Annotated in this window: 25 protein-coding genes and 1 pseudogene; 9 read left to right on the forward strand and 17 right to left on the reverse strand. The window is 67.8% G+C overall.

What is annotated here, in order from left to right:
• Positions 1–12: 12 nt before the first annotated feature.
• The gene (locus tag ACZ7SW_RS10240) at positions 13–411 is read right to left on the reverse strand and encodes a hypothetical protein (RefSeq protein WP_470230086.1); all 399 of its coding nucleotides are present in this window, start codon (positions 409–411) and stop codon (positions 13–15) included.
• A 949-nt stretch (positions 412–1,360) separates the two neighbouring features.
• Between ACZ7SW_RS10240 and ACZ7SW_RS10245 the strand changes: the two genes are divergently transcribed.
• The 5 genes from ACZ7SW_RS10245 to ACZ7SW_RS10265 all read left to right on the forward strand — a co-directional run bounded on the left by ACZ7SW_RS10245 (position 1,361) and on the right by ACZ7SW_RS10265 (position 5,519).
• A complete protein-coding gene (locus ACZ7SW_RS10245) occupies positions 1,361–1,591 on the forward strand; it encodes a DUF397 domain-containing protein (protein WP_470230087.1) in 231 nt (76 codons plus the stop codon).
• Between the two features lie 150 nt (positions 1,592–1,741).
• Positions 1,742–2,644, forward strand: coding sequence for a Scr1 family TA system antitoxin-like transcriptional regulator (locus ACZ7SW_RS10250; protein ID WP_470230088.1), 903 nt, complete (start codon positions 1,742–1,744; stop codon positions 2,642–2,644).
• Positions 2,645–2,674: 30 nt separating this feature from the next.
• Positions 2,675–3,562 carry an SAM-dependent methyltransferase gene (locus ACZ7SW_RS10255; protein ID WP_470230089.1) on the forward strand — a complete coding sequence of 296 codons (888 nt, stop codon included), beginning with the start codon at positions 2,675–2,677 and terminating at the stop codon, positions 3,560–3,562.
• 48 nt (positions 3,563–3,610) lie between these two features.
• Positions 3,611–4,084, forward strand: coding sequence for a GbsR/MarR family transcriptional regulator (locus ACZ7SW_RS10260; RefSeq protein ID WP_470230090.1), 474 nt, complete (start codon positions 3,611–3,613; stop codon positions 4,082–4,084).
• A 76-nt stretch (positions 4,085–4,160) separates the two neighbouring features.
• Positions 4,161–5,519, forward strand: coding sequence for a serine hydrolase domain-containing protein (locus ACZ7SW_RS10265; protein WP_470230091.1), 1,359 nt, complete (start codon positions 4,161–4,163; stop codon positions 5,517–5,519).
• A 13-nt stretch (positions 5,520–5,532) separates the two neighbouring features.
• Here ACZ7SW_RS10265 and ACZ7SW_RS10270 read toward each other — a convergent pair whose 3' ends face one another.
• Positions 5,533–6,168, reverse strand: coding sequence for a response regulator (locus ACZ7SW_RS10270; RefSeq protein ID WP_470230092.1), 636 nt, complete (start codon positions 6,166–6,168; stop codon positions 5,533–5,535).
• Positions 6,161–7,279, reverse strand: a complete 1,119-nt coding sequence (locus tag ACZ7SW_RS10275) for a sensor histidine kinase (RefSeq protein WP_470230093.1) — start codon at positions 7,277–7,279, stop codon at positions 6,161–6,163. The genes ACZ7SW_RS10270 and ACZ7SW_RS10275 overlap by 8 nt, the downstream gene beginning before the upstream one ends.
• Before the next feature lie 183 nt (positions 7,280–7,462).
• Here ACZ7SW_RS10275 and ACZ7SW_RS10280 point away from each other — a divergent pair, with 183 nt between their 5' ends.
• Positions 7,463–8,023, forward strand: a complete 561-nt coding sequence (locus tag ACZ7SW_RS10280; protein ID WP_470230094.1) for a GlcG/HbpS family heme-binding protein — start codon at positions 7,463–7,465, stop codon at positions 8,021–8,023.
• A 309-nt stretch (positions 8,024–8,332) separates the two neighbouring features.
• On the opposite strand, the gene ACZ7SW_RS10285 is transcribed toward ACZ7SW_RS10280, so the two are convergent.
• From ACZ7SW_RS10285 to ACZ7SW_RS10300, 4 genes are read right to left on the reverse strand one after another with little or no spacing between them, the layout of a single operon-like run.
• On the reverse strand, positions 8,333–8,788 hold the full coding sequence (locus ACZ7SW_RS10285; RefSeq protein ID WP_470230095.1) for an NUDIX hydrolase: 456 nt from the start codon (positions 8,786–8,788) through the stop codon (positions 8,333–8,335).
• A complete protein-coding gene (locus ACZ7SW_RS10290; RefSeq protein WP_470230096.1) occupies positions 8,788–9,285 on the reverse strand; it encodes a nitroreductase family deazaflavin-dependent oxidoreductase in 498 nt (165 codons plus the stop codon). The genes ACZ7SW_RS10285 and ACZ7SW_RS10290 overlap by 1 nt, the downstream gene beginning before the upstream one ends.
• Complete coding sequence (locus ACZ7SW_RS10295) at positions 9,282–10,481, reverse strand: FAD-dependent monooxygenase (protein ID WP_470230097.1); 1,200 nt, start codon at positions 10,479–10,481, stop codon at positions 9,282–9,284. The genes ACZ7SW_RS10290 and ACZ7SW_RS10295 overlap by 4 nt, the downstream gene beginning before the upstream one ends.
• A 9-nt stretch (positions 10,482–10,490) precedes the next feature.
• Positions 10,491–11,057, reverse strand: coding sequence for a TetR/AcrR family transcriptional regulator (locus ACZ7SW_RS10300; RefSeq protein ID WP_470230098.1), 567 nt, complete (start codon positions 11,055–11,057; stop codon positions 10,491–10,493).
• 233 nt (positions 11,058–11,290) lie between these two features.
• Here ACZ7SW_RS10300 and ACZ7SW_RS10305 point away from each other — a divergent pair.
• Positions 11,291–12,638 (forward strand): annotated as a pseudogene (locus ACZ7SW_RS10305) (SulP family inorganic anion transporter).
• On the opposite strand, the gene ACZ7SW_RS10310 reads toward ACZ7SW_RS10305, so the two are convergent.
• A complete protein-coding gene (locus ACZ7SW_RS10310; protein WP_470230099.1) occupies positions 12,635–13,441 on the reverse strand; it encodes a cytochrome P450 in 807 nt (268 codons plus the stop codon). The pseudogene ACZ7SW_RS10305 and the gene ACZ7SW_RS10310 overlap by 4 nt on opposite strands.
• Positions 13,384–14,019 carry a cytochrome P450 gene (locus tag ACZ7SW_RS10315; protein ID WP_470230100.1) on the reverse strand — a complete coding sequence of 212 codons (636 nt, stop codon included), beginning with the start codon at positions 14,017–14,019 and terminating at the stop codon, positions 13,384–13,386. The genes ACZ7SW_RS10310 and ACZ7SW_RS10315 overlap by 58 nt, the downstream gene beginning before the upstream one ends.
• A gap of 79 nt (positions 14,020–14,098) precedes the next feature.
• On the opposite strand from ACZ7SW_RS10315, the gene ACZ7SW_RS10320 reads away from it, so the two are divergent.
• Positions 14,099–14,680: a TetR/AcrR family transcriptional regulator gene (locus ACZ7SW_RS10320; RefSeq protein ID WP_470230101.1), complete on the forward strand. Its 582-nt coding sequence runs from the start codon at positions 14,099–14,101 to the stop codon at positions 14,678–14,680.
• Between the two features lie 389 nt (positions 14,681–15,069).
• On the opposite strand, the gene ACZ7SW_RS10325 is transcribed toward ACZ7SW_RS10320, so the two are convergent.
• The 8 genes from ACZ7SW_RS10325 to ACZ7SW_RS10360 all read right to left on the reverse strand — a co-directional run bounded on the left by ACZ7SW_RS10325 (position 15,070) and on the right by ACZ7SW_RS10360 (position 23,142).
• Positions 15,070–15,447: a Rieske (2Fe-2S) protein gene (locus ACZ7SW_RS10325; RefSeq protein ID WP_470230102.1), complete on the reverse strand. Its 378-nt coding sequence runs from the start codon at positions 15,445–15,447 to the stop codon at positions 15,070–15,072.
• Positions 15,444–15,728 (reverse strand): hypothetical protein, encoded by a 285-nt coding sequence (locus ACZ7SW_RS10330; RefSeq protein ID WP_470230103.1) that lies wholly within the window; start codon positions 15,726–15,728, stop codon positions 15,444–15,446. Before ACZ7SW_RS10330 ends, ACZ7SW_RS10325 begins: the two co-directional genes overlap by 4 nt.
• 2 nt (positions 15,729–15,730) lie before the next feature.
• Complete coding sequence (locus tag ACZ7SW_RS10335; RefSeq protein ID WP_470230104.1) at positions 15,731–16,996, reverse strand: amidohydrolase family protein; 1,266 nt, start codon at positions 16,994–16,996, stop codon at positions 15,731–15,733.
• A 22-nt stretch (positions 16,997–17,018) separates the two neighbouring features.
• Positions 17,019–18,182, reverse strand: a complete 1,164-nt coding sequence (locus tag ACZ7SW_RS10340) for an ABC transporter ATP-binding protein (RefSeq protein WP_470230105.1) — start codon at positions 18,180–18,182, stop codon at positions 17,019–17,021.
• Between the two features lie 38 nt (positions 18,183–18,220).
• Positions 18,221–19,336 (reverse strand): ABC transporter substrate-binding protein, encoded by a 1,116-nt coding sequence (locus ACZ7SW_RS10345; RefSeq protein ID WP_470230106.1) that lies wholly within the window; start codon positions 19,334–19,336, stop codon positions 18,221–18,223.
• Between the two features lie 16 nt (positions 19,337–19,352).
• On the reverse strand, positions 19,353–21,116 hold the full coding sequence (locus ACZ7SW_RS10350; RefSeq protein ID WP_470230107.1) for an ABC transporter permease: 1,764 nt from the start codon (positions 21,114–21,116) through the stop codon (positions 19,353–19,355).
• A gap of 160 nt (positions 21,117–21,276) precedes the next feature.
• Positions 21,277–22,326 (reverse strand): pyridoxal phosphate-dependent aminotransferase, encoded by a 1,050-nt coding sequence (locus ACZ7SW_RS10355; protein WP_470230108.1) that lies wholly within the window; start codon positions 22,324–22,326, stop codon positions 21,277–21,279.
• Positions 22,327–22,413: 87 nt separating this feature from the next.
• A complete protein-coding gene (locus tag ACZ7SW_RS10360; RefSeq protein WP_470230109.1) occupies positions 22,414–23,142 on the reverse strand; it encodes a FadR/GntR family transcriptional regulator in 729 nt (242 codons plus the stop codon).
• Between the two features lie 119 nt (positions 23,143–23,261).
• Between ACZ7SW_RS10360 and ACZ7SW_RS10365 the strand changes: the two genes are divergently transcribed.
• The gene (locus tag ACZ7SW_RS10365) at positions 23,262–24,464 is read left to right on the forward strand and encodes a M20 metallopeptidase family protein (RefSeq protein WP_470230110.1); all 1,203 of its coding nucleotides are present in this window, start codon (positions 23,262–23,264) and stop codon (positions 24,462–24,464) included.
• Positions 24,465–24,727: the final 263 nt, after the last annotated feature.

Raw genomic sequence — 24,727 nt, forward strand, 5'->3', positions numbered from 1 at the left:
TGCAGGAATCCGCTACCGGCGATGGCCGGGCCGCGCCTGGTTGAACAGCACCGCGCTGCAGATCAGCACCAGCCCGGCGACCGCGACCCCGACCACCGGGCTGATCAGCAGCACCACCGCGCTGATCACGCTCGCGACGAAGGCCACCTGCAGACAAGCCCACAACCCCGGCGTCAGCCACTCCAGCGCCCCGGACGCCGCGCACAACCACCGGCCCCTCGCGACCGGCTTGCGGTGCCGGCCCGGACCTCGGCGGGCGAAGACTTTCGTTGCGGCGGCCAGCATCTCGTCGCGGGTGGCGATCCGCCGCCCGCCGCGGGCCGGTGCGACGGCCGCGCCGAATTCGACGCGTTCCACCCGTCCGGCGCGGTCGTCGTCTAGCGGGCCGGTGTTCTCCAGCGGTAGAGTCATGGCGTCTGTTTCCTTGCCTAGAAGAGGGTTTCAGACATTTCCGTGGCCCCCTGTTCGCGCAGGGGGCCACATCTATCTCCCCGGGCGCGCGACCCGGTTCGATAGTTCCCATCTTGGCCACGAGCGCCCACAGACCTCGATAGCCACTGACGGTCGTCTCGCCGAGCGGCATCCAGCTGTCGATTAACGGTAAAGAGACACGACGAACTACCGTGCGCAATATCAGTCCGTCGGTTCAGCCCGGCACTTCCGCGAACTTCGGCGAAAACGAACCCCCCGGCCGAACTCCGGTTCGCGCGCGTCCAATCAGGTGCCTACCTGCACCCACCTGGATAAACGTTCGAGTCACGCTCCGTGCGCGCGGACAAGGACACGGGACAAAACGCCCAGAAACCTGGATGTCCGCGGCGTTTTGTAGCGCACCGGGAACCACTTTTCATCACTCACAAGAGTGATAGCATGCGATTGACGGAAACGGAACACGAAGAACGGCGTCAGCAGCGCCGCCTGACCCCCTCGAGAGCCCTGACCAGTGATTTTCTCGCAGAAACCGGACCGCTGGGAAATATTGGCATTCAGCCAACCCGACGCGAAGTCCTCCGCTCATCGCTCACCCAAAGGCATCTGCCGACTGGAATATGCATGCCTTCCGGGACAAGCCAGAATATTCTTACATACCGCGCCGCCGCGGCTTCCGGCGCCCCGGCCACGGCTCGCCGGAAAGCTGCCGATCAGCCAATAACACTGCCGCACTGGACAAATACCGGCCAGGAACAGGACAGAGCCCGCTCCCCCGATCACCGCGAGAAAACCGTCCCGACGCCAAACAGGTGAACCTATCGGCCCATTTCGGGATAATGCAAGTCCGCGCCTTGCTTCAGCATATTCCATCCTCGATCCTGAGTTTGAATATGCCAGAAAAAGACGACGGCTTGACAAGGAAGAAACCATGAGTTCTTACGATCCGGACACCGTGAGTTCTTCGCTCGACGCCACCGCCTGGCAGCGGCCCTCGGCGTGCGGCGGCAACGGCGGGGACTGCGTCGAAGTCAATCTGAGCGATCCCGACCTCGTCGCGGTGCGGGATTCCAAGATCGGCCGTTCCCCCGCGCTCGTCTTCGACAACCGGGAATGGGCGGCCTTCGCCGGCGCGTTGCGCGAGGGGCAGTTCGACCGCTGACAGATCGTCATCCCGGTCCCCCCGTTCGAAGCGCGCCCCGGAACGACCGGGCGAGCCCGCCCGTCTTGGCCGGGCGTAATGCGAGGACTACAGTGATTTCGTGCCCGGCAACGGTATCTCCTCCTCCCCCGATCGGACGGCTCACCCCTCGTGAGCCGGCTTTCCGTTGAGGTCCAGCTTGTCGAGCTGGGCAGACTTCTCGTCGCCGCCCGGGTCGAACGCGGGCTGACCCAGGGCGAACTCGGCGACGCGCTCGGCTACACGCAGCCGAACATCAGCAAGATGGAGCGGGGCAAGACCCGTGTCCACCCGCATCTGCTCGACAAGTGGATCGACGTCCTCGAGGTCGGCCCCGCCGAGGCGGCGACGATGCGGCAGTACAACCTGGCCTCCCGGGCCGACCGGGTGTGGAACGCCCGCCGCCTCGCGGCCAGCCCGGCCTGGTTCCATCCGGTGTTCGAGGCGGAGCAGGAAGCCGCGATCGTCCTGAAGTGGACCGGCGAGCGCATCAGCGGAATGCTCCAGACCGAGGACTACATGATGGAGCAGTTCCAGGCCTACGGCCGCACCGACGTGACCGACGCCGTGCACGAACGCAAGCTGCGGGCCAAGCTCCTCGACGACTACCCGGACCGGACGTACAAGTTCATCCTCAGCGAAAGCGCGGTCCACCGGCTGACGCGGGCGCGCACGGACAACCCGTACGTCGCGCTCGGCCAGGTCCGGCATCTGCTCGGCCTCGCCCGCAACCATCCCGGGGCGACGATCCGGTTCGTGCCGTTCGACAAAGGCCCGCTGCACGTCGGCCCCGATTTCACGATTTTGCAGTTCGCCAACAACAAGCTCGACCGTTCCTTCGCCGAAACGTCGAATGGCGTCCAGACGTTCATGAACGACTCCGAAACCTACGACACCGATCTGCAATCGTGGGAATCCCTTTCGAGTGTCGCCCTTTCGGCGGAGGAATCGGCAATTCTGCTCGAAGAGGCCGAAGCGGATCTGATCAGCACCCGTACGCCCGCTCCCCGGCGGCCCGGAGAGCGGCTACGCTGATCCCGCGCCGTCGACCACGAGGAGAAGCTGGTGACTGGCCTGGAGCAAGAGTCCTTTCCGCCGCAGGGGATCGACCTCAGCCGACCCGGCGTGGCCCGCGTCTACGACTACTACCTCGGCGGAACCGCCAACTGGGAAATCGACCGGCAGTTCGCCGAACGCATGCTGCGCGATTATCCGATGGTGCGCCCGATCGCCCGGGCCAACCGCCGGTTTCTGCACCGGACGGTCCGGCATCTGGTACGCAAAGGAATACGGCAAATCGTCGACCTCGGTTCCGGAGTTCCCACGATGGGGCACGCGCACGAAATCGCCGAGCAGATCGCCCCCGGAAAGGTGAATGTCGCGTACGTCGACTGCGAACCGGTCGCCGTCGCGCATTCCACCAGCCTGCTGCGGGACCACGGCGATCCCGCCCGGCACGTCGCCCTCCACGCCGACCTGCGCGACCCGCCGCGGCTGCGGTCCCTGCTGGCCGGATCGGGCGTCATCGACCTCGACCAGCCGATCGCGCTGCTGCTCATCTCGGTCCTGCATTTCGGGCAGCCGCCCGCCCCGGACAGCGGCAGCACCGAAGACCTCGGGCCCGGCTTCGTCGCCGCTTACCGCGATCTCCTCGTTCCCGGGTCGTACCTGGCGCTGTCCCACGTCACCGACGAGGGCGTCCCGCCGCACTGCGAGCAGCTGCTCGCCGACGCCAAGGAGCGGTACGCCGAGGCGGGCACCGATCTCCTCTACCGCGGCCGGGCCGAGATCACCGGCCTGTTCGGGGACTTCGCCCTGCTCGAACCCGGCGTCACCTGGACCCCGCTGTGGCATCCGGAGGAGGCCGGCCCGAACGACCAGCCCCTCCCCCTCTGCGCGGCCAACGAGTCGCTGCTGCTCGCCGGGGTGGCGCGCAAGGAGCCGCGAACCTGAAATGACGGAGATTTGCGTTATCTCAGTCATTACGCTAACTTGAGCCGCATGGACGAGGACTGGGAACTCGCGTTCGCCGACGACGCCGGCCGCCACTTCGCGCGGCAGTACGGCATGACGCCGATGACCGGACGGGTGATCGGCTGGCTGCTGCTCTGCGATCCGCAGCAGCAGACGATCGCCGGGCTCGCGAGCGCGCTGCGGGCCAGCCGCAGTGCGGTGACCAGCGCGATCAGCGAACTCGAAGAGTGGTCCTGGATCCAGCGCACGCGAACGGCCGGGGAACGGGTCGACCGCGTGCGGCTCGCTCCGGACGTGTGGCTGCGCCTGCTCGACAACCAGTCCGAGTACGCCTCGCTCGGCGCGCTGGCGCACCGAGGGCTGGAGGCGATGACCGGCCAGCCCGCTGAACGGCGGGCCCGGCTGGAAGAGCTGGCGGAGTTCACGAAGTTCCTCGCCGAGCGGATGCCGGAGCTCGCCGTCGAATGGCGGGCACGGCGCGAAGCCTTGCACCGCGAGTAAATCCGGCTTCACCACGCGCCTGGCGAACCCGTCAGGCGATTTCATCCTGCCCGAAATATCTCACTGGGGAGAACTGATGTCCTTCAACCACGATCACTGGCAGCAGCGGTTCGACACTCTGCGCGCCGCACACGGCGTCCCGGGCGCCTCGCTGGCCGTACTGGCCGACGGACAGGTGCACGAACTCGCGAGCGGGGTCCTGCACCGAGGGACCGGCGTCGAGGTCACCACCGACTCGGTGTTCCTGTCCGGCTCGCTCGCGAAGACCTACACCGCGACCGTCGTGCTGAACCTGGTCGACGCGGGCGCGCTGGACCTCGACACCCCGATCGTCCAGCTGCTGCCGGAATTCGCCACGCCGGACCCGGTCGCCACCGAGAAGATCACCGTCCGGCAGCTGCTCAGCCACACCGGCGGCCTGACCTGCGACTTCACCTACGACTCCGGCCGCGGCGACGACTGCCTCGCCCGCTACGTCGAGGCCGCCGCCGGGGTAGCGCTGGACTGCCCGCCCGGCACCGCGCTGTCCTACAGCAGCGTCGGGTACGCCGTGCTGGGCCGGGTCATCGAGGTCGTGACCGGCAAGACGTGGGACCAGGCGGTGAAAGACCTGCTGTTCACCCCGCTCGGGCTGGAGCACTCGATGACGCTGCCCGAGGAAGCTTTGCGCTTCCGCGTCGCGATGAGCCACCTCGGCGAGGAACCCACGGCCGCCTGGGATTTGATGCCGCGTTCGGCCGGGCCGTACGGCCGCGTCATCATCTCCGCGGGCGACGTCGCGCGCTTCGCGAAGATGCACCTGGACGGCGGCGTCGCTGCCGACGGCACGCGCGTGCTGTCCGGCGACGCGGTCGCGCTGATGCAGCGCCGGGTGGTGGACAGCCCGGACAAGTGGACGGTTTCCGCCGATGGCTGGGGTCTCGGGTGGACGCTCTACGACTGGAACGGTGTCGCCGGGTTCGGACATGACGGCAGCTCGGTCGCGCAGCATTCGTTCCTGCGGGTGGTGCCGCACGCCGGAGTGGCGGTCGTGCTGCTGACCAACGGCGGCGACTTCGACCGGCTGTACCACGACCTGTTCAGCGAACTGCTCGGCGAACTGGCCGGCGTTGAGATGCCAGAGCCGTTCGCGCCGCCGGCCGACCCGCCCGCAGTGGATATCACGCCGCTGGTCGGGACGTACGTGCGGGAAGGCGTGATCACCACGATCAGCCGGGCTGATGACGGCGAAGCGCGGATCCGGTACGAGTTCGTGGACGGGATGAAGGACCTGTCGCCGCCGTTGGAAGCGGAACTGGTGCCGGTAACCGAGACGGTGTTCGCCGCTTGCGGGGAATCCTTCGGCGCGAACCCGGTGCCGGTGGTGTTCGCGAAGCTCGCCGACGGCAGCCCGTGTGTCTACATTGGAATGCGGGCCACGCCGAAGACCTCGTGACCCCACCCGGAGCTCACGACAGCAAACGCTGTTCCTTGGCGACGGCGACCGCGCCGGATCGGGTGTCCACCCCGAGTTTCTCGTAGATCCGCCCTAGATGCGTCTTCACGGTCGCCTCGCTGATGAACAGCCGTCGCGCGATCTCCCGATTCCCCAACCCCTGCGCGAGCTGTTCGAGAATGTCCCGTTCGCGGTCGGTGAGCGTCGGCCGCGGCGCACGCAACTGGGCCATCATCCGGTCGGCCACCGGCGGCGACAACGCTGTCCGTCCCGCCGCGGCCGACCGGATCGCCGCGTACAACTCGTCGGCGGACTCGGCCTTCAGCAAATACCCAGTGGCACCGGCCTCGATAGAGCGCGTGATGTCGGCGTCGGTGTCGTAGGTAGTCAGCACCAGCACTCGCGGCGGCGTCTGAGTCGCACGCAGCCTCCGGATCGCCTCCACGCCGTCCATTCCGTCGCCCAGCTGCAAATCCATCAGAACCACATCCGGGCGCAACGCGGCCGCGAGATTGATCGCCTCCTGCCCGGTCGCCGCCTCGCCGACGACCTCGATCCCGCCGGCGCCGGCCAGCAACGCCCGCAGTCCGGCCCGGACCATGGCGTGGTCGTCGCAGAGCACGACGCGGATGGGCTGCTCGTCAGACATGGTTTGGTCCCAACGGAATCGCCGCCGAGATGGCGGTGCCCTGCCCGGGCGCGGATTCGACGGTCAACCGGCCGCCGAGCTGCGCCGCCCGCGCGCGCATGGCGGGCAGGCCGTGCCCGCGGCCGTCGGCGCTCGGGGCGGCCGGGTCGAAACCCCGGCCGTCGTCGGTGATGTCCAGCACGACCTCATCGTCGAGGTAGGTGAGGGTGAGCGCCACTCCCGACGCGTCGGCGTGTTCGCGCGCGTTGGCCAGCGCGCCCTGCGCGATCCGCACCAAAGTGGACTGCACCCGGCTCGGCAGCGGCCGCGCGGGCCCGTCGACCTGGACGCGCACCGGCCGCGGTTCGCGTTCGGCGACGTTTCGCAGCGCTTCTTCGACCGAGTGCCCGTCGAGATCGGCGGGAGCCAGGTCTTGCACGAGACCGCGGGCTTCGGCCAGATTTCGCGTGCCGATCTGTTGCGCCGCATGCAAATGCTCACGCGCCAGATCCGGGTCGGCCCACGCCCGGTCGGCCGCTTGCAGCAGCATCGCCTGGCTGGACAGTCCTTGCGCCAGTGCGTCGTGGATCTCGCGGGACAGCCGTTGCCGTTCGTCCAGCATTCCCGCGCGGCGCTCGGTTTCCCGCAGCCGCACCGCCTGCCGCCGCAGATACGTGATCACCGCGGCGGTCACGGCGGCGACGGCGACCGGCACGATGGTCAGGTTCGGGTCGAAGCCGGTCGAAAGCCGGTTCTGGGAGAGCACCACCAGCGCGGTCACCAGCGTCACCAGCACTAACGCGGGCCCGGTGGGCAGCGTGCGGAGGCCGGTGACGAACAGCGGGACCGCACACCACGCGAAACTCGGCGCGAGCAGCACGAGCACCACCCACAGCACGGTCACGACGGTCAGCCAGGCCAGATACGGCACGGTCACCCGCTCCGGCCCGGTCACCCGCAGCACCAGGCCGACCGCGTAGACCGCGGCGAGGCAGCCGGTCAGCGCGATCACCCAGGGCGCGGCCGGTTCGCCGTGATGGTGGTCGAGGAAGCGCACGATCGACGCGACCAGCAGCAGGAAGAACGCCGTGTGCATGGTCGCGGCCAGCCACCGCGCGTCCCGATCAGTCATCGCCACCTCCGTTTCGGGTCCTCTGTGGAGCCTGACCTGTGCGAACCCGGCCGGCATCAGCCGATCGGATGACCTGAGTGTCGGCCGTTCCGCGCCGCGAGGCGAGCCGAGACTCCGATCCGGTGAAGGCGGTGCCGGACGCACGATGAATACATCAAGCCGGACAAGCCAAGGAGCCTCCCGATGAAGAACTTCACCGCCAAGACCCGCATCGCCACCGTCGTCGGCGGCCTCGCCGTGATCGGAGCCGCCACCACCGGCGCGCTGGCCGCCAACGCCGCCACCCCGGCCGCTCCCGCCGCGTCCGCCGCCGCTCCCGCTCAGGCCGCGCCGAAGGGTCTGGTCCAGACCACCCACCTGTCGATCGCCGCCGCGCAGAAGGCCGCGCAGGCCGCGCTCGACGCCGCGCAGAAGGCGGGCCAGAAGGTGTCGGTCGCGGTGGTCGACCGCGACGGCAATACCATCGTCACCCTGCGCGGCGACGGCGCGGGCCCGCAGTCGTACTCGTCGGCCGAGGAGAAGGCGTTCACCGCGGTTTCGTGGAACGCCAAGACCTCCGAGCTGACCGGCCGGCTGCAGCAGGCCCCGACCCTGAAGGACATCAAGGGCACTCTGTTCCTCGCCGGAGCGGTCCCGGTGGACGCGAACAACGCCCCGATCGCGGCGGTCGGCGTGGCCGGCGCGCCGTCCGGTGCGCAGGACGAGAGCTTCGCGCAGGCCGGGGTGGACGCGCTCGGCAAGTAAGACCCCGCGGGAGACGGTCGGTCACGGCCGGTGGTCCGGGTTCTGGTCCGGCCCCGGCTCGGTTCTGGTCCGGCTCGGTTCTGGTCCGGCTCGGTTCTGGTCCGGTCCCGGCTCGGAGGGCCTCGTCGTGGGCGGCGAGGCCCGCTGGCCGGGCAGGGGCTGGCCGAACCGGCGGCGTTCAAGCACCAGCTTCCTGCCACAGCCAGCCGCCCCGCCCGCAGACCCGCCGACCCGGACAAGTCCGCGGCACCGGTGGCGTCCCTCGCCCCGGCCAAGGCCGCCACCATGAACCGCGCGACCCCGCGAGCGTCAGCCGCCGAATCGCTTCACGTAGTCCTCGACGATCGGCCGTTCCGGGGCGATGATGTTGTCCGGCAACCGGTCCAGCTCGAAGAATTCGTACCCGGTGATCTCCGTCCCGTCCACGGCGACCTCGGTGTTCTCGACGGTCGCGGTGAACGCGGCGGTCACGTTGTGGACCTCGTCGCCGTGCGGGTACCGGTAGAAGTACTCCGGTCCGGAGTAGACGCCCAGCAGTTCCAGATCCCTTACCACCAGGCCGATTTCCTCCCGCACCTCGCGACGTCCGGCGTCCTCATAGGACTCTCCGGGATCGAGGAACCCGCCGGGCAGGCCCCAGTCCTGGCTTTCCCCTCGGAACACCAGCAGCAGCCTGCCGCGCTCGTCGGCGATCAGCACCGACGTTCCGGGCAGGATCAGCGGGCGGGTGCCGACTAGTGCGCGCAGTTCGGCGATGTAGTTCATCAGCGGTCAGTACCTTCTTGGTCGGTTTCGGCTCCCCCGCGCGGGCGGAAGGCGACGATCGGCAACTGCTGGACCATCCGGTGCCGGGCCGAGTCGGAGCCGTCGTAGTGCCAGCCCAGCAGTTTGCTCAGCACGGGATGCAAAACGGGGCGCAGCAGCAGGTTCCGACGCTCGTAGTCGGCGATGGCGTCGGCTGCCTCGGGTTCGTCGAGGATCCGGTATTCCGGGGCGAACTTTCGGCGGCCGATCGCGACCTCCGCCGCGGGGGCGGCCTGGATGTTGCGGTACCAGTCCGACGACGGGCCCAGACCGGCGATGGCCAGCACTTCGTCGGCGCGGGGACGGAGGCCGATCACTTCCAGCACGGTCCGGTACCGCCGTCCGGATTTGCGGCCGTCGTGGGTCAGGCAGAGGAAACGCTTGCCCAGCAACCATCCCAGGTCGCGGTCGTACAGTTTCGCCGGCGCCTTGAAGACCGAGTGCGCTATCGGGTTCACGGTCGGGCTCCTTCCCTCGCCGAATGGTGCAAGTTCGTGATGAGCGCGGTGGATTTCCCGGTCAAACTCCCGGCCACGAATCGGTCAATTCCGGGGAACCGGGCCAGTTTCAGTGCCAGGCGGCGCAGACGGAGCTGCGGCTTGCCGTCGGGGAGGAACCATCGCGCACCGTTGCGGGCGACTTGCTGTTTGTCGGCCGCGACGGGACGCCACAGCCGTTCGTACTCCGCCAGGCCTTCGGAGATCGACGATGCCCGGTCCAGCTGATCTGCCAGTACGTACGCACCCGCGATGCCCAGCGACGCGCCCTGTCCGGCCAGCAACGACACCGCGTACGCCGCGTCCCCAACTAGCGTGACCCGTCCCTTGCTCCACGTTGACATCTCAATCTGGGCGACCTGGTCGTAGTAGATCTCCTCGGCCGGCGGACAGTGCGTCAACGCTTCCGGCACCAGCCAGCCCAGCGAGCCGTAGGTGTCCAGCAGCGACGCCCGGATGTCGGCGGGCATGGCGGGGTCCGGCGTGCGATGGACCGCGAAGGCGGCGACCGTACCGGCGCGCAGACCGTAGAAACCCATCTGCCTGCCGACGGTGTCGGTGAGGCAGAACCGTCCAGCCGCCACCGCCTGGATCTCGGGCGACTTGAACAGGAAAGCCGCGGTGTGGAAGCCGAGATAGCGGAGGAACTGCGATTCCTCGCCGAACACCAGCCGCCGGACCGTCGAATGGATCCCGTCGGCGCCGACCAGCAGATCGGCTTCCACCACTGAACCGTCCGAGAGGGTGGCCGCGGCCCGGTCGCCGTCGTCCTCGACTGCGATCACCCCGCTGCCGTACCGAAGTTCGACCTCCGCGGGCAGCGACGCGCGCAACGCCTGTTCCAGCTCCGGCCGCAGAACGCTCAGCAACCGGCCGCCGACGGTGCGCGCGAACTGGTCGAACCGGATCTCGGATCGACGCTTCCCTTGTGCGTCAAGGAGAACCGCTTCGGAAACCGGGTACGCCACCTCCTTGATCGCGGGCAGCGCGCCCATCGCCTCGGCCGCGTCGTAGCCGGTGCCGAAGAAGTCGATCATGTAACCCTGCGGGCGCGGGCCGGGCGACCGCTCGACCAGCGTCACCTCGTTGCCCAGCGCGGCCAGCCGGTTCGCCGCCGCCAGCCCGGCGATGCCGGCGCCGCAGACCAGGATTCTCATCGCATCCCCCTAGGGTTGAGTGACCAGCCCGCGCAGCACCGCAGTGACGGCCGCCGGATCGCCGCCGGGAGCGAGACCGCGGTGCAGCAGCAAGCCGTCGATGGTCGCCACCAGCACCTCCGTGGTCGCGTCCGGTTCGGGAACGCCGCGTTCGGCGAGCCAGCGGCTGACCTGCGCGCGGAATTCCAGAAGCAGCCCGGCGATCTGCTCCCGCAGCTCCTCGTCGCGCCGCGCCGCCAGGTACGCCTCGACGAACAGCACGGACAACGGATCCACCCCGGTGTACGGCTCGACCGACCCGAACAGCGCGGACACCAGGTCAGCCGGATTCTCCGTCGCGGCCAGCGCCGGGCCGACGCTCTCCAGCACCTCGCGCATCGCGTCGAGGACCGCCTCGCGCAGCAACGCTTGCAGGGACGGGAAGTGGTAGTGCACCACGCTCGACGTCACCCCGGCCCGGTCTGCCAGCACGCGAGTGCTCACCGCGGTCCAGCCGCGTTCCGGCACCAGCTCAGCCGCCGCGGCCAGCAACCGCTGCCGTACCTCTTGGCCGCGTGCCGCCGCCGGAGAACTCATTCCGCTCCCTCTCGATCAATCGCCCTGGTCAATCGCCCAGGGCAGTCGTACAGGGCGATCGTCCTGTACGACTGCCCTGATCGTAGCGCGGCCCGCCGCCCCAGGAAAAGCCGGTGATCCAAGACTCACCTGAAGGCGGGAGACGGCGGCGACGCCCGATCCGTCCTCTACCGTCCGAAGCGGCTTTCTCTGCCCGCCCCGAAACCGACAGGTCATCCACTGTGCCCTCGCCGCTGTCCACTGTGTTCATTCGACGGCCGGCGTGGCTGGCGCCGCGGGTCGCGCGCACCGAGATCCTCGGCGGGCTGGTCGTCGCGCTCGCGCTGATCCCGGAGGCGATCTCGTTCTCGGTGATCGCCGGAGTCGATCCGCGAGTGGGCCTGTGCGCGTCGTTCACCATGGCGGTGGTGATCGCGTTCGTCGGCGGCCGTCCGGCGATGATCTCCGCGGCGACCGGGGCGATCGCCCTGGTGGTCGCGCCGCCGGCCAGGGAACACGGCTTTGGCTATCTCGTCGCGACAGTGGTGCTGGGCGGGCTGTTCCAGATCGTGCTCGGCTCGCTCGGCGTGGCGAAGCTGATGCGGTTCGTGCCGCGCAGCGTGATGGTCGGCTTCGTGAACGCGCTGGCGATCCTGATCTTCCTGGCGCAGGCGCCGGAGCTGATCGACGTGCCGTGGCCGGTGTACCCGCTGTTCGCCGGCGGCCTCGCGCTCATGGTGTTCTTCCCCCGGCTGACCAAAGCCGTTCCCGCGCCGCTGGTGTCGATCGTGGTGCTCACGGCGTTGACGATCGCGGCTGGGATCGCCGTGCCGACCGTCGGCGACAAGGGCGCGCTTCCTTCAGCGCTGCCGGTGCCGGGGATCCCGGACGTGCCGTTCACCTTCGGCACGCTCGGCCTGATCGCGCCGTACGCGCTGGCGTTCGCCCTGGTCGGGCTGATGGAATCGCTGATGACCGCCAAACTGGTCGACGACCTCACGGACACGCATTCGAAACAAGACCCGGGAAGCGGTCGGGCAGGGCGTCGCCAACGTCGTCACCGGGATTTTCGGCGGGATGGGCGGCTGCGCGATGATCGGCCAGACGATGATCAACGTCAAGGTCGCGGGCAGCCGGACGCGGTTGTCGACGTTCCTCGCCGGGGCGTTCCTGATGGTGCTGTGCCTGGTGTTCGGGCCGGTCGTGTCGCGGATCCCGATGGCGGCGCTGGTCGCGGTGATGGTGCTGGTCGCGTTCGGCACGTTCGACTGGCATTCGATCGTGATCTTCGCTCGCCGGGTCGCGCACCTGGTCGAGGTGACCGCGGTGCGCGAGCCCGGCCACGTTCGGTACTCGGTGACGGGCGCGCTGTTCTTCGCGTCCAGCAACGATCTCGTCTACCAGTTCGACTACGCCGACGACCCGGACCGAGTGGTGATCGATCTTTCGGCCGCGCACATCTGGGACGTCTCGACGGTAGCCGCGCTCGACGCGATCACGACGAAGTACGAGAGGCGCGGGAAGACCGTCGAAATCGTCGGACTGAACCAGCACAGCGCGACGATGCACGAACGGCTGTCCGGGGAACTAGCGCGCAGCTAGCTTGCCAACGCCGCCGTCCGCTCCCGGATCCGCGGCCGGACAGTGAAACCGCTCGGCTTCAACGTCAACGACTCCACGATTTTCAACTCGTATCCCGGATCTGCCTCGAAGTCGTAGCGCTGCAACATAATCCCCAACGCCAGCACCGCCTCGTGCAAGGCGAACTGCCGTCCGATGCACGCGCGTTCCCCGGTACCGAACGGTTTGTACGCCTGTGCCGGACGCTTCCGCACCGCCGCCGGCTCGAAGCGGTCCGGATCGAATTTCTCCGGGTCCGGCCCCCACACGGTCGGGTCGCGGTGCAGCATCGGCAGCGGGACGATGATCGAATCGCCCTTGCGCATCGGGTATTTTCCGCCCAGCACCAGGTCTTCGCGGGCTTGCCGGGAGTAGCCGGGCGCGGTCGGCCACAACCGCATCGCCTCGTCGAGGACGCGGCGGACATACCGCAGCTTCGCCACGTCGCCGAAAGCCGGTTCGCGATCGCCCCAGACCGAGTCGACTTCGGCGCGGGCCTTCGCCAGCAGTTCGGGATGCCGCGTCAAGTAGTACAACGCGAACGACAGCGCACCGGACGTCGTCTCGTGGCCCGCGACCACGAACGTGATGGCCTGGTTGCGAATGTTCACCGGGTCGAGCTGCTGCCCGGTCTCCGGATGCCCCTCGGTGAGCATCAGGCCGAGCAGGTCACGCGCTTCGCCGCCCTCCCGGCGGCGGGTCTCGATGACCTCGTCGACCAGATTCGTCATGGTGTCGATGTCGGCCCGGTTCTGCGCGGCCGGCCCGGCCAGCGCGCGCCGCACGAACGGAAGCTTGACGTTGCCAGCTGCGCGAACCGCAACGCGCGGATCATCGCCGTGGCGAACGGATGCGGTTCAGCCCGCTCGAACGACCCGAACCGGTACCCGAACCCGGCGAGCCCGATCGTCTCCAGCGTCAGCCGGGTCATGTCGGCGGCGACGTCGACCGGACCGGTCGCGCGGTCCCACGCCGCGGTCAGCTCGCCGGCGACCTCGAGCATCGTCGAGTGATAGCGGCGCATCGCCTCGGCGGAGAACGCGGGCTGGAGAATGTCGTGGGCCAGCTGCCAATTCGGCTCGCGCGTGTGCGCGGTGAACAGTCCGTCGCCGACGACCGCGCGCAGCCGCTCGACCCCGAGGCCGACGTGCTTGCCGAACCGCGTCTCGTCGTTCAGCTCGGCGACCAGGTCGATCCCGCTGGCGAACACGATCTCGAGACCGAAGAACTTGCGGGTGAAGATCGGCCCGAGCCCCGCCCCCGCGCGCATGGTGCTCTGCAGCGGCGTGCGCACATTGGTCCCGAGCAGATCGCCGAGCACCGGCAGCCGCCCAGGACGGTGCGGAATCGCGGTGGTGTCCACAGTTTCGCTCCCTACTGAACCCACATCCAATAGAGTCACCATCCCCCGCTGCTGAACCGGTGTCAAGTAAGCTGGGAGGATGCGGACGCGCCTGAGCACCGAACAACGGCGCGAACAGCTGCTGACCATCGGAGCCGGCCTGTTCGCGGGACGCCCGTACGACGAGGTGTGGATCGAAGAGGTAGCCGAAATAGCCGGCGTCTCGCGCGGCCTGCTGTACCACTACTTCCCCACGAAAAAAGACTTCTTCGCCGCGATCGTCCGCGGCCAGCGGGACCAACTGCTGGCCATGAGCGAACCCGACCCGGCGCTGCCAGTGGCCGAACAGCTGCGCGCCGGGCTGGAGGTATACCTGGAATTCGCCCGTACCCACCCGGACGGCTACCGCATCGTGCACCGCAGCGCCGGTGACGCGGACCGGGAAATCCGGGAAATCTGCGAGGCCGGGATGACAGCGAACGCCGAGCGAATCCTGGCCGCAGTGAGCTTGCTGCGACCGGTGACCGCTACGACGCGCCTGGCGGTCCGGGGATGGCTTTCGTTTGTGGCGACGCTGATCCTGGACTGGCTGGACGAGCCGAAGATCAGCACGGAGGAACTGCGGGACCTCTGCGCACGAACTCTTTTCGCCGCGGTGGACGTGGATCCCAACGCGGCCTGATTGCGCGAGGGGCGCGGCTCCGCGTCCGTGAGGGGAACCCTGAGGGAATTAGATTCCCTCAGGGTTCCCCTCACGGCCCGCCCCGCTCACCCGCCGCTTGCCGCGCTGCGTCCCCCATGTGGCATTCGGTGCGTCACATGCACCCAACGCCACATGGGGGCGCAAGCCCCCACCCCACCGCGAACCGCGACCAGCGCACCCAACCAACCAGGCACCCGCACCACCCCCCGCACCCCGATACGAAGCCAAAAACACGGCGCGGAGGTGCTTGTCAAGGCATCTTTCCCGCCTTGACAAGCACCTCCGCGCCGTAGTCACACTCAACTTCGGGGTGCCCTCTCACGCCACCAAAGCAATGTCGCCGCCAGGCGACGAGCCGACACCCCGCTTCACACAGTCACCACAACCGAATCCCCCACCACCCGAACCGGAACCCCCCGCAACCCCACCCGCCCGTCCGCCGGATGCCGCCCCGTCAGAACATCGAACTCAAACCCATGCCAAGGACAAACAATATTCCGATCAGCCGGATGAAACGCGGGCCCGCCGCTCTTCCGATCCTCCCGAACCGGCTGAACAGTCCGAGGCATGATCTTCCCCTGGCAAACCGGCCCTCCTTGATGCGGGCACACGTTATGCCAAGCCCGCACCTCCCCGGCATGGAAGTAAATCCCGACCTCCACCCCGTCGACCTCCACCACGATCCGCTCGCGCGCCCGAAGATCCGCCAGCCCGGCAACCACCACATCCCGCCGCACAGCACTCATTCGGCCCTCCGATACCAGATCGCCATATCGAAAAGATTCACATCCGCCGCGTCCAGCAACGCAGTCACCAGAACCACAGTCTCCGTAGCAGTCAGCGCATCCTCCCGAATCGGCCACGCGATCTTCCCTGCCCGATCGCTCTTGGCGGAGAACAACCGAGCCGCCGCATACAGCAGGTCAGCGATCTCTCCGTCAGCGACCGCAGCGGCCCGATCCTCAGCGAGGACCTCGGACGTCACCTCGTTCAGCCGAGATACCAGCGAGGTCAGTTCAGATGTCATGATCACGAAACCCCAGGACGTTCACGAAGCACGCTCCGCGCAGCGGGCTTCCGACGGTCAACAGGAAGGTTGAACACCCGAGCGGCATTGAGCCCGAGGATATTCCGCTTGGCCTGCTCCGACAAAAACGGCAGCCGCGTAATCGTCGACGGCGCGTCCCAATCCCAATGCGGCCAGTCCGACGAGTACAACAGCTGCGTTTCCGCGTTGAACGCTTTCATCCCGGCCTCCAGCAACTCCATGCTGGTCCGCTCCATAGGCTGGCTCGTGTACCACATTTCCTTCATGTACTCGCTGGGCAACCGAGTCAGCCCGGGAACTTCGCTGGGCCGCATCAGCACCTCGTGGTCGAGGCGTTGCATGAGGAACGGAATCCACGCGAGCCCGCTCTCCACCCACACCATCTTCAGCCGGGGAAACCGCTCCGGCATCGCGTTGACGATCCAGTTGGTCACGTGGATCTGGTTGTAATGCGTGAAAGACAACGCGTGCATCGACAGGAACCGGTTCAGCTGGGCGAAAGACGGATCGCCCCAGTGGTACCCGGAGTGGAACGCGAGCGGCTTCCCGCTGTCCTCGATCAGCTTGTACAACCGGGTGTAGACATCCGAATGAACCGGATTGTTGCGCGTCGAACAAACCGTGTACCCGATGATCCCGGCATCGTCGGCGTACTTCTCGACCAGCTCTTCGCAGACTTCCGGCGTGTTGTACGGCAAGTACAGCATGCCCTTGAGCCGATCGTCCTGCGGCAGAACAACTTCAGTCAGCCAGCGGTTGAACGCCCGCCCGAGCACGACCTCGATCTCGTCCTGCGGATGCATGCCCAGCAGCAGCATCGCGCTCGGGAACACCACCTGGTAGTCCAGCCCCATCGCGTCCATGCCGCGTCGGGCGGCCGCGACGAACGGATGCCCGGGCACCCCGTCGAGCGGCTCCTTGCGGCCCTGATGCCCGATCCGTCCGCCAACGCTCTGATGTGACATGCCAGGCTGGATGTTCAGCAACGCGTTGTTGCCGGCGAACTTGCCGAACTGGTCCATCCCGATCTGGCGCCACACGTCGTTGTCGATGAGCTCCAGCACCTCGCCCCAGAAATGGTCTTCCGAGACGTGCGCGTCGATGTCGACGATGAAATAGTCGTCGTACTCCCGCTCGGCCTGCTTGGTCGCGTGGGCGAGGACGTCGCGGGTGTCGGTCCGCCCGCCGATCTCGGCGAGTTCCCGGATCCGCGGCCCGTCGGAACGCGGAGTGGGCAAATCGGGCACGGATTCCTCCCTTCGTCCGGCGTCAGCGGGGCGCGACGGCGGCATCGGTCATCGTGGTCAGGTAATCGTCGTCAGCCGGGGCCGCGTTCTCGTGCGGAATGACGGCGGCGCGGTCCCGGCTCACCGCGAACGTGTGCTCCTCGCCCGCGGTCGGGACGGATTCCGCGGAAAGCTCGGCCGTTTCGGTGCGCACGCGCATCGGGAGACCATCCGCGCGGACAAGAAGATTGACGGCACTGCCGAGGTAAGTGGTGCGCTCGACAGTTCCGCGGAACGCGCCGAGGTTTCCGGAACCGCCCGAAGACAACCGGGCATGCGCCGCGCGGAACGCGATGTCGGCGCGGTCTCCCACCGAAACGTCGCCGGTCGTGATTCCGGAGAAGACCAGCGAGGTGTCATCCACGCGCACCTCGGCGGTTTTCCCGTGCACCCCGGTGACCGTCCCGGGCAGGATGTTCTGAAAGCCCATGAAATCCGCGACATACGCCGAATTCGGGCGGTCGTACAGGTCGCTCGGCGTGCCGGACTGGACGATGACGCCCTCGCTCATCACGACGATCCGGTCGGACAGCGTGATCGCTTCCTCCTGGTCGTGCGTCACGTAGACCGACGTCGTCTCGAACCGGTTGTGCAGCGACCGCACCTGCTGGCCCATCTGGTACCGCAGCTTGCTGTCCAAATTGGACAGCGGCTCGTCGTAGAAGATGATCCCCGGCCGGGCGGCCAGCGCGCGGGCGAGTGCCACGCGCTGCTGCTGACCGCCCGACAAGGCAGTGACCGGACGCTTCCCGAGGTCGGAAAGACCGACCGCGTCAAGCATTTCCTCCACCCGCTGCGCACGCTCCCGGCCAGGCATCCGGGCGACCTTCAGCGGGTACGCGACGTTGTCCGTGACGTTCAGGTGCGGCCAGAGCGCATAGCTCTGGAACACCATGCCGACCCGGCGTTTGTCCGCGGGCACGAACGTGCGCCGCGCGGTGTCGACCACGACCCGGTCGCCCATCACGATCCGGCCCGCACTCGGCCGCTCCAGCCCGGCCAGGCAGCGCAACGTCGTCGTCTTGCCGCAGCCCGAGGGGCCGAGCAGCGTCACGAACTGCCCGGACTCGATCGTCAGATCCAGTTCGTGCAGCGCCGCCTTCGCGCCGTACTTCTTGGTGAGTCCGGATACCTGGACCTCGGTCATCGTGACCTGCGCTTTCTCTTCGGCCGGGAGGCGAGGCGTTACTTCTTGAAGGCCTGGGTGATGAAGTCGAAGTACGGCTTGTTGAACGCGGGGTCCGGGTTCGAGAACGGCAGCCGCGGCAGCTTGTCCAGCGACGGCAGACCCGCCGGGCCGGGCGCGGTCGGCGTGCGGCCGTAGGAGTTGTCCTTCTCCGCCAAGGCTTTCTGGCCTTCCGGCGAGTAGAGCCAGTTGACGTACAGCTGCGCGGCCTCGGAGTGCGGCGCGTCCTTGATCAAGCACAGCGCCGAACGCGCCATGTAGTTTCCGCCGTCCTCGAGCGGGAACACCATGTCGATCGGCGCGCCCTTCTGCTTCTGCGCCTCGAAGTAGCCCTGGTATACGGCGACGCCGACCGGGAACCGGCCACTCGCGACATCTGTGGGCACCATCGGCTCGGATTGAGATATCTGCAGGTCCTGCGCGGCCAGCTTCTCCAGGTAGGAGCGGCCCCACTTCTTCTCGTTCTCGGGCAGCATCAGCGATTCCAGGATGTACCGGATGCCGCCGGGCACGGTCATGTCGCCGACCGCGATCTTGCCCTTCCACTTCGGGTCGAGCAGATCGTGCCAGTTCTTCGGCGCGTCCCGCTTCTGCACCTGGTCGGTGTTGTAGACGAATCCGAAGTAGCGCAACGCGAAGTAGGTCAGCCTGCCGTCGTTGTCGGTCGGGACCTTGAACCCTGGGTCGGCGGTGCGCACGTCCGCGGGCGCGCAGATGTTCGGCTTCGCGGCGGCCTGCGGCGATTCGCCGCCGACGTAGATGTCCGCGATCCGGTTCCCGCTCTGCGCCTCGGTGTCGAGCTTGGTGAGGATCTGCGCGTCGGCCTGGTCCTGCGGAAGCAGCTTGATCCCGGGGAAGCGCTTCGTGAACACGTCGTTCAGCGCCTGGTTCGCCGTCACCCCGGGCCCGTACAGCACGAGTTGGGTGTGGTTGGCCGAGAATGCCTTGTCGTACAGCTCGTTCATATATTTGTTGGCCGCGGCTGACGCGCCAGGGACCTCGACTGGGGTACTCGACTTCGTCGCGCCCGCCGAGGCACAGGCGGTGAGCGTGGCGAGCAGGCCGGCGGTGAGCGCCAGCGCGGGCGCGCGCAGTTTCGTGCGGGAGAACTTCATTGTTCTTCCTCTCGGGTCAGTGGGTGAGGCGGGAGAACGGGCCGGACGGACGGTCGGTGCGGCCGAGGATCCGGCCGCCGAGCTTGACGGACACCGCGGCGAGCGCGAGGACGGCGAACGCGGCGATCAGGATGATCATGAACAACGCCGCTCCCCGGGACATCTCGCCGGTGAGGAACTGCTGGAAAGCGGTCAGCGACACCGGTTCCAGGCCGGGCGGGGCCAGCAGCATCGGCACGGCGAGGTTGCCCGAGATGAACAGCGCGGAGAGGAACCAGCCGGCCAGGAAGCTCGGGACGACCAGGCGCAGCACGATGGTCAGCAGCACCCGGCCCGCGCTCGCGCCGGACATCCGGCCCGCCTCCTCCAGTTCGGGAGACAGCTGGGCGAGCGCGCCCTCGGCGATCCGGCTGGAAACCGGGATCGTGGCCACGACCAGCACGAGCGTCATCAGGAAGGCCGAGCCGTAGAGCCCGCGGAAAGCCGGGAGGTAGAGCACGGCGAACATGTAGGCGAGGCCGAGCACGACTCCGGGCAGCGCCCACGGAATCCAGACGGCGAACGAGGTGTAGCTCCGCAGGAATCCCCGGCGCCGCGCGGTGACGTAGGTCGTGAGCAGCGCGATCGAGATCGAGCCGAAGCCGCCGATGACCGCGAGCCACGCGGTGAGCGCCAGGCTCGAGCTGAACTGCGGGTCGGTGAGCATCGTGACGTAGTTGTCCAGCGTCAGCCCGGTGCTCATCACCCCGAAGATCGGCTGGAGGCTGCCGAGCACCATCGCGAACAGCGGCAGCAGGAAGTTCAGCAGCACCACCACGACGATCAGCGCGGACAGCACCCAGCGGACCGGGCCCAGCTCCTGTGGATCGCGCCGCGACGTCTTCCCGGTGAGCGTGGTGAAGCTGCGGCCGCGCAGCATCCAGCGCTGGGCGAGGAACAACAGCAGCACCAGCAGGATCAGCACGAGCGACAGCGCGAACGCCTTGGTGTACTCGGCTGGCGCCTCATCCCGGACGTAGTGATATATCTGCGTCGAGAAGACGTAGATGCCCGCCTGGCGGCCGATCAGCTGCGGTCCGTCGAACGACTGGAACACCAGCACCGCGATCAGCAGGGCCGCGCCGGTGATCGCCGGGCCGACGGAGGGGATGGTGATGGTGAAGAACGTCCGCACCGTCCCCGCGCCGCTGATCGCCGCCGCCTCGTCGAGCGACTGGTCCCGGTTCTTGAACGCACCGAGCAGCAGAAGGTACGCGAACGGCATATAACCGAGCGAGGTCAGCAGGATCAGCCCGCCCCAGCCCTGGATGTTGATCAGCGCCCCGTGCGTGCCGAGCGCCCGGCCGAACTGGTTGAGCAGGCCGTTCTGCGCGTTGCCGAGCATGATCCAGCCGAGCGTGTGAAACAGCGGCGGGACGAACAGGTTGATCACCATGATCGGAGTGAGCAGCTTGCGGCCGGGAACGTTCGTGTTGGCCGCGATCCAGGCGAACAGCCCGCCGCCCGCCACCGAGATCGTGCCGCACACGACGACCAGCACGATCGAGTTCCCCAGCGTGTGCCAGGTTTCCGGGGCCTCGAACGCGGCGAGCAGGCCGCTCATCGTGAACGGCATGTTGTCCGAGGGCAGCCCGTCGCGGAAGGCGCCGAGCACGATCATCGCCACGGGATAGACGAAAATCAGGGTGAGCCCGGCGAGCAAAGTCGCTTTGAGCACACCGCCGGTCACCGAGCGGCGCATCGATGCCCGCCGGTCGTGCTCGAATAGGCGCTCGGTCACTGCACCGTTCCTTCCTGCGAGCGATCGGTTACCCGCCGCGGAGACGAACCGCTCCGTCCGTCCTGCCGGTTAGCGTAAGAACTCGGGTGCGGCGGCTCATCGAGCGGCTCTCCGAAGTCCTTCCGGTTTCCTCCGACACGGTGTCGGAGGAAACCGCTGATCAGACAAGAGCGGCGAGCACCGCGTCGTTTTCTTCGGGCAGCCCGATCGTCACACGTGCCCCGCGCGCCTTCGGGAACGGCCGGGCGAGCACACCGCGAGCCTCCAAACGGGACAGAAGATCGGCCGCGTCTCCAGGCAGGAAAAGGAAATTCGCCTGACTGGGCACATACGCGACGTTCGCCGCGGTCAACGCGGCCTCGACCCGGGCGCGCTCGGAGACGATGACGGCGGTTCTTTCCTTCGCCACAGCCAATCCTTCCGCGCTCAACGCCGCGATGACCGCCGCCTCGGCCACGCTGTTGAGCGCGAACCCGACGGACGTGCGGCGCAGCGCTTCGGCGATCCGCGGTGCGGCTGCGGCGTAACCGACGCGGATTCCCGCCAAACCGTGCGCTTTGGACAGTGTCCGCAGCAGCACGAGATTCTCGAACTCGTCGAGCAATCCGACAGTGGCGTCCACCGGTTCGGCAGAAACGAACTCGCGGTACGCCTCGTCGACAACAACCAGCACGCTCGACGGGACGCTTTTGAGGAAGTCGCGGATATCCTCGACCCCGCGCAGCCCGCCAGTCGGGTTGTTGGGATTGCAGAGGTAGACAATGCGGGTTTCCGGGCCGACCGCGGCGAGCATCGCGTCGAGATCCATCGCGCCTTTCGCGTCGAGACCGACCTCGGTGGACTCTGCGCCGGCGAGCGAAAGGGCCGCCGCGTACGCCTCAAAGGACGGTGCCGGGCGAACGCCGTGCACGCCGGGTTCGCACACCAGCCGGGCCAGCGCGTGCAGCAGAGTGCCGGATCCGTTGTCGATCGCGATGCGCCCCGCGTCCAGGCCCATCGCCTCGGCGACGGCGGCGCGTGCCGCGGCACGGTGGTAATCGGGGTAGCGGTGGGCATTTCGCGCCGCCTCGGTCATGGCGGCGACGATGACGTCGGCGGGCGCCCACGGCATTTCGTTCTGGGACAAGCGGATCGGCGGCTGCGCACCGCGGGACGAGCGATCGGGGGCGGCGAGCACGCGGTCGACCACACTGCGGAGCTCCAGCAGCATGCATCCTCCTCAAGCCGGACGATTAACTGTAATGAATATACATAATTCTGAGCGCGTGTACATCCATCAGTTCTCCGGCTTGAGATATCAGGAAGGCCGGGCTGCCACCGCAGGACGCCGATGCCGCGAAATCGCCGACTCCGCCAGCTTGTGGTCACGCCGCACGACCGCCTCGGCGAAGTCGAGGTGCGTCCGCAACCGCTCCTGCGTGGTCGGCGCGGTGACGCCCTCGAGCCGCGCGGCGATGATGTAGTCGACGAGATTCGTATACAGGCTGCGCAAAAGCTCGTTCGGCGACACCTGCGCGATCCGCGCGTGCAGCGCCCAGATCGCCGTGGGCGCCTCGGCGGAATCCCAGGCCGCCTTCAGCGTCTCGGCGCACGCTGAGATATCAGCGATGTCCTCGTCGCTCGCGTTCTCGACCGCGTCGTGCAGCACCGAACCGTCGAGCGAGTCCAGGACGCGCAGGCAGTTCTCCACCGTCGCCTTTCCTTCGCGCAACTGCAGCAGCTGATCGCTCAGGTGCGTGAACGGCGAGCGCGTCGCGACGAAGATCCCGCCACCCGGGCCCGGCTTCGCGTCGACGATGCCGCGGGCGCGCAGCAGCTGGATCGCCTCGCTCAGCGTCGCCGGCGCGACCCCGAAGCGCGCCATCAGCTCCTGACGGCGGCCGACGAAGTGCCCGGCGCTCCAGCCCTCCGAGACGATCTCGTCCTCGAGCGCGCGAGCGACCTGGACGGCAGCGGCGGTGTTCGTGATCTGCGGCAAGAAGTCCTCCGAAGTTCTCGGTCCGGTGACGTCGCCGACGCGGGTCACGCGTAGTGACAGATTAGAGGCGCACCGGAACGCCGAACACCCGGCATCGTCTATATTGATTGTAGACATTAGACGCTGGCGTCACCAGCGCGGCACGCACCGTTGCCCAAGGAGCCCTCATGCCGGTTTCCGCCTCGATCCTCGCCGACTCCGCCGCCCTCCTGCCAGACCTGATCGCGCTCCGCCGCACCCTGCACGCCCAGCCCGAAGCCGGGTTCGCCCTCCCCCGCACACAGCGGACCGTACTGACCGCGATGACCTCACTCGACCTCGAAGTGACCCCCGGCCCACACGACTTCACCTCGATCGTCGCGGTACTGCGCGGCGCACGCCCCGGACCGTCGGTCGTCCTGCGCGCGGACATGGACGCGCTCCGCGTCACGGAGGAGACCGGGCTGCCGTTCGCATCTCAGACGCCCGGATTGATGCACGCCTGCGGCCACGACCTGCACACAGCCGCACTCGTCGGCGCGGCAAAGCTGCTCAACGCGCGCCGCGACGAGATCTCAGGCTCGGTCGTGTTCATGTTCGAACCCGGCGAGGAAGCCGGCGGCGGCGCACAACGATTGATCAAAGAAGGAGTGCTTTCCGCAGCCGGGCAACGCGTCGAAGCGGCCTACGGCATCCACGTCCTGCCCGGCCGCGCTGGCGTATTCACGACCCGTCCCGGCTCGCTCATGGCCGGGGCAAGCAGCCTGACCGTACGCGTGCTCGGCCGAAGCGGACACGGGTCGCGACCGCACCAGGCGATAGACCCAGTTCCCGCTGCGGCACAGATCATTTCGGCTCTGCACACCTACGTCACCCGGCGATTTCCGGTGTTCGACCCGGTTGTGCTGTCAGTGACCAAAATGCAGGCGAGCGAGATCATCAACGCCATCCCCGACGAGGCAACACTAGGCGCGACGATCCGCGCGCTTTCCGGGGAAAGCGTAGACATCCTGGCCCGCGAACTGCCGTCACTGGCGGACGGTATCGCGTCGGCATTCGGTTGCCGCGCAGAAACAGAGTTCCGGTCGGTCTACCCAGTCACCGCGAACGACCCGAAGGCCGCAGCACAGGCCCTGACCGTGCTCAGCGACCTGTTCGGCCCGGAGCGAGCTGTCCCGCTGGAGCATCCGATCATGGCGTCGGAGAGCTTTTCCGCGGTACTGAACGAGATCCCCGGCGCGTTCATCTTCCTAGGCACCACACCAACCGGAACCGACCCGGACACCGCAGAGATGAACCACTCCCCACGCGCAACCTTCGACGACAACGTGCTCGGCGACCAAGCCGCCGCACTGGCAGCACTCGCACTCAGCCACGTTCGCCATCCGTGAAGGAACCAGATTCCCTCACGGACCCCCTCACGAACTTTTCGCTGACGCACCCAATGTGGCGTTCGGTGCGTCTGACGCACCCAATGCCACAGTGGGGCGCAAGCCCCCGCCCCACCGCGAACCACGACCAACGCACCCAACCAACCATGCACCCACACCACCCCCGCACCCCGATACGAAGCCAAGACGCGGCGCGGGGGGGGGGGGTGCCGGGACGCTTTCTCCCTCTGGCACAAACCCCCCCCGCGGGTCCAAAACAAATC

The organism is Amycolatopsis sp. NPDC114484, assembly GCF_055633755.1.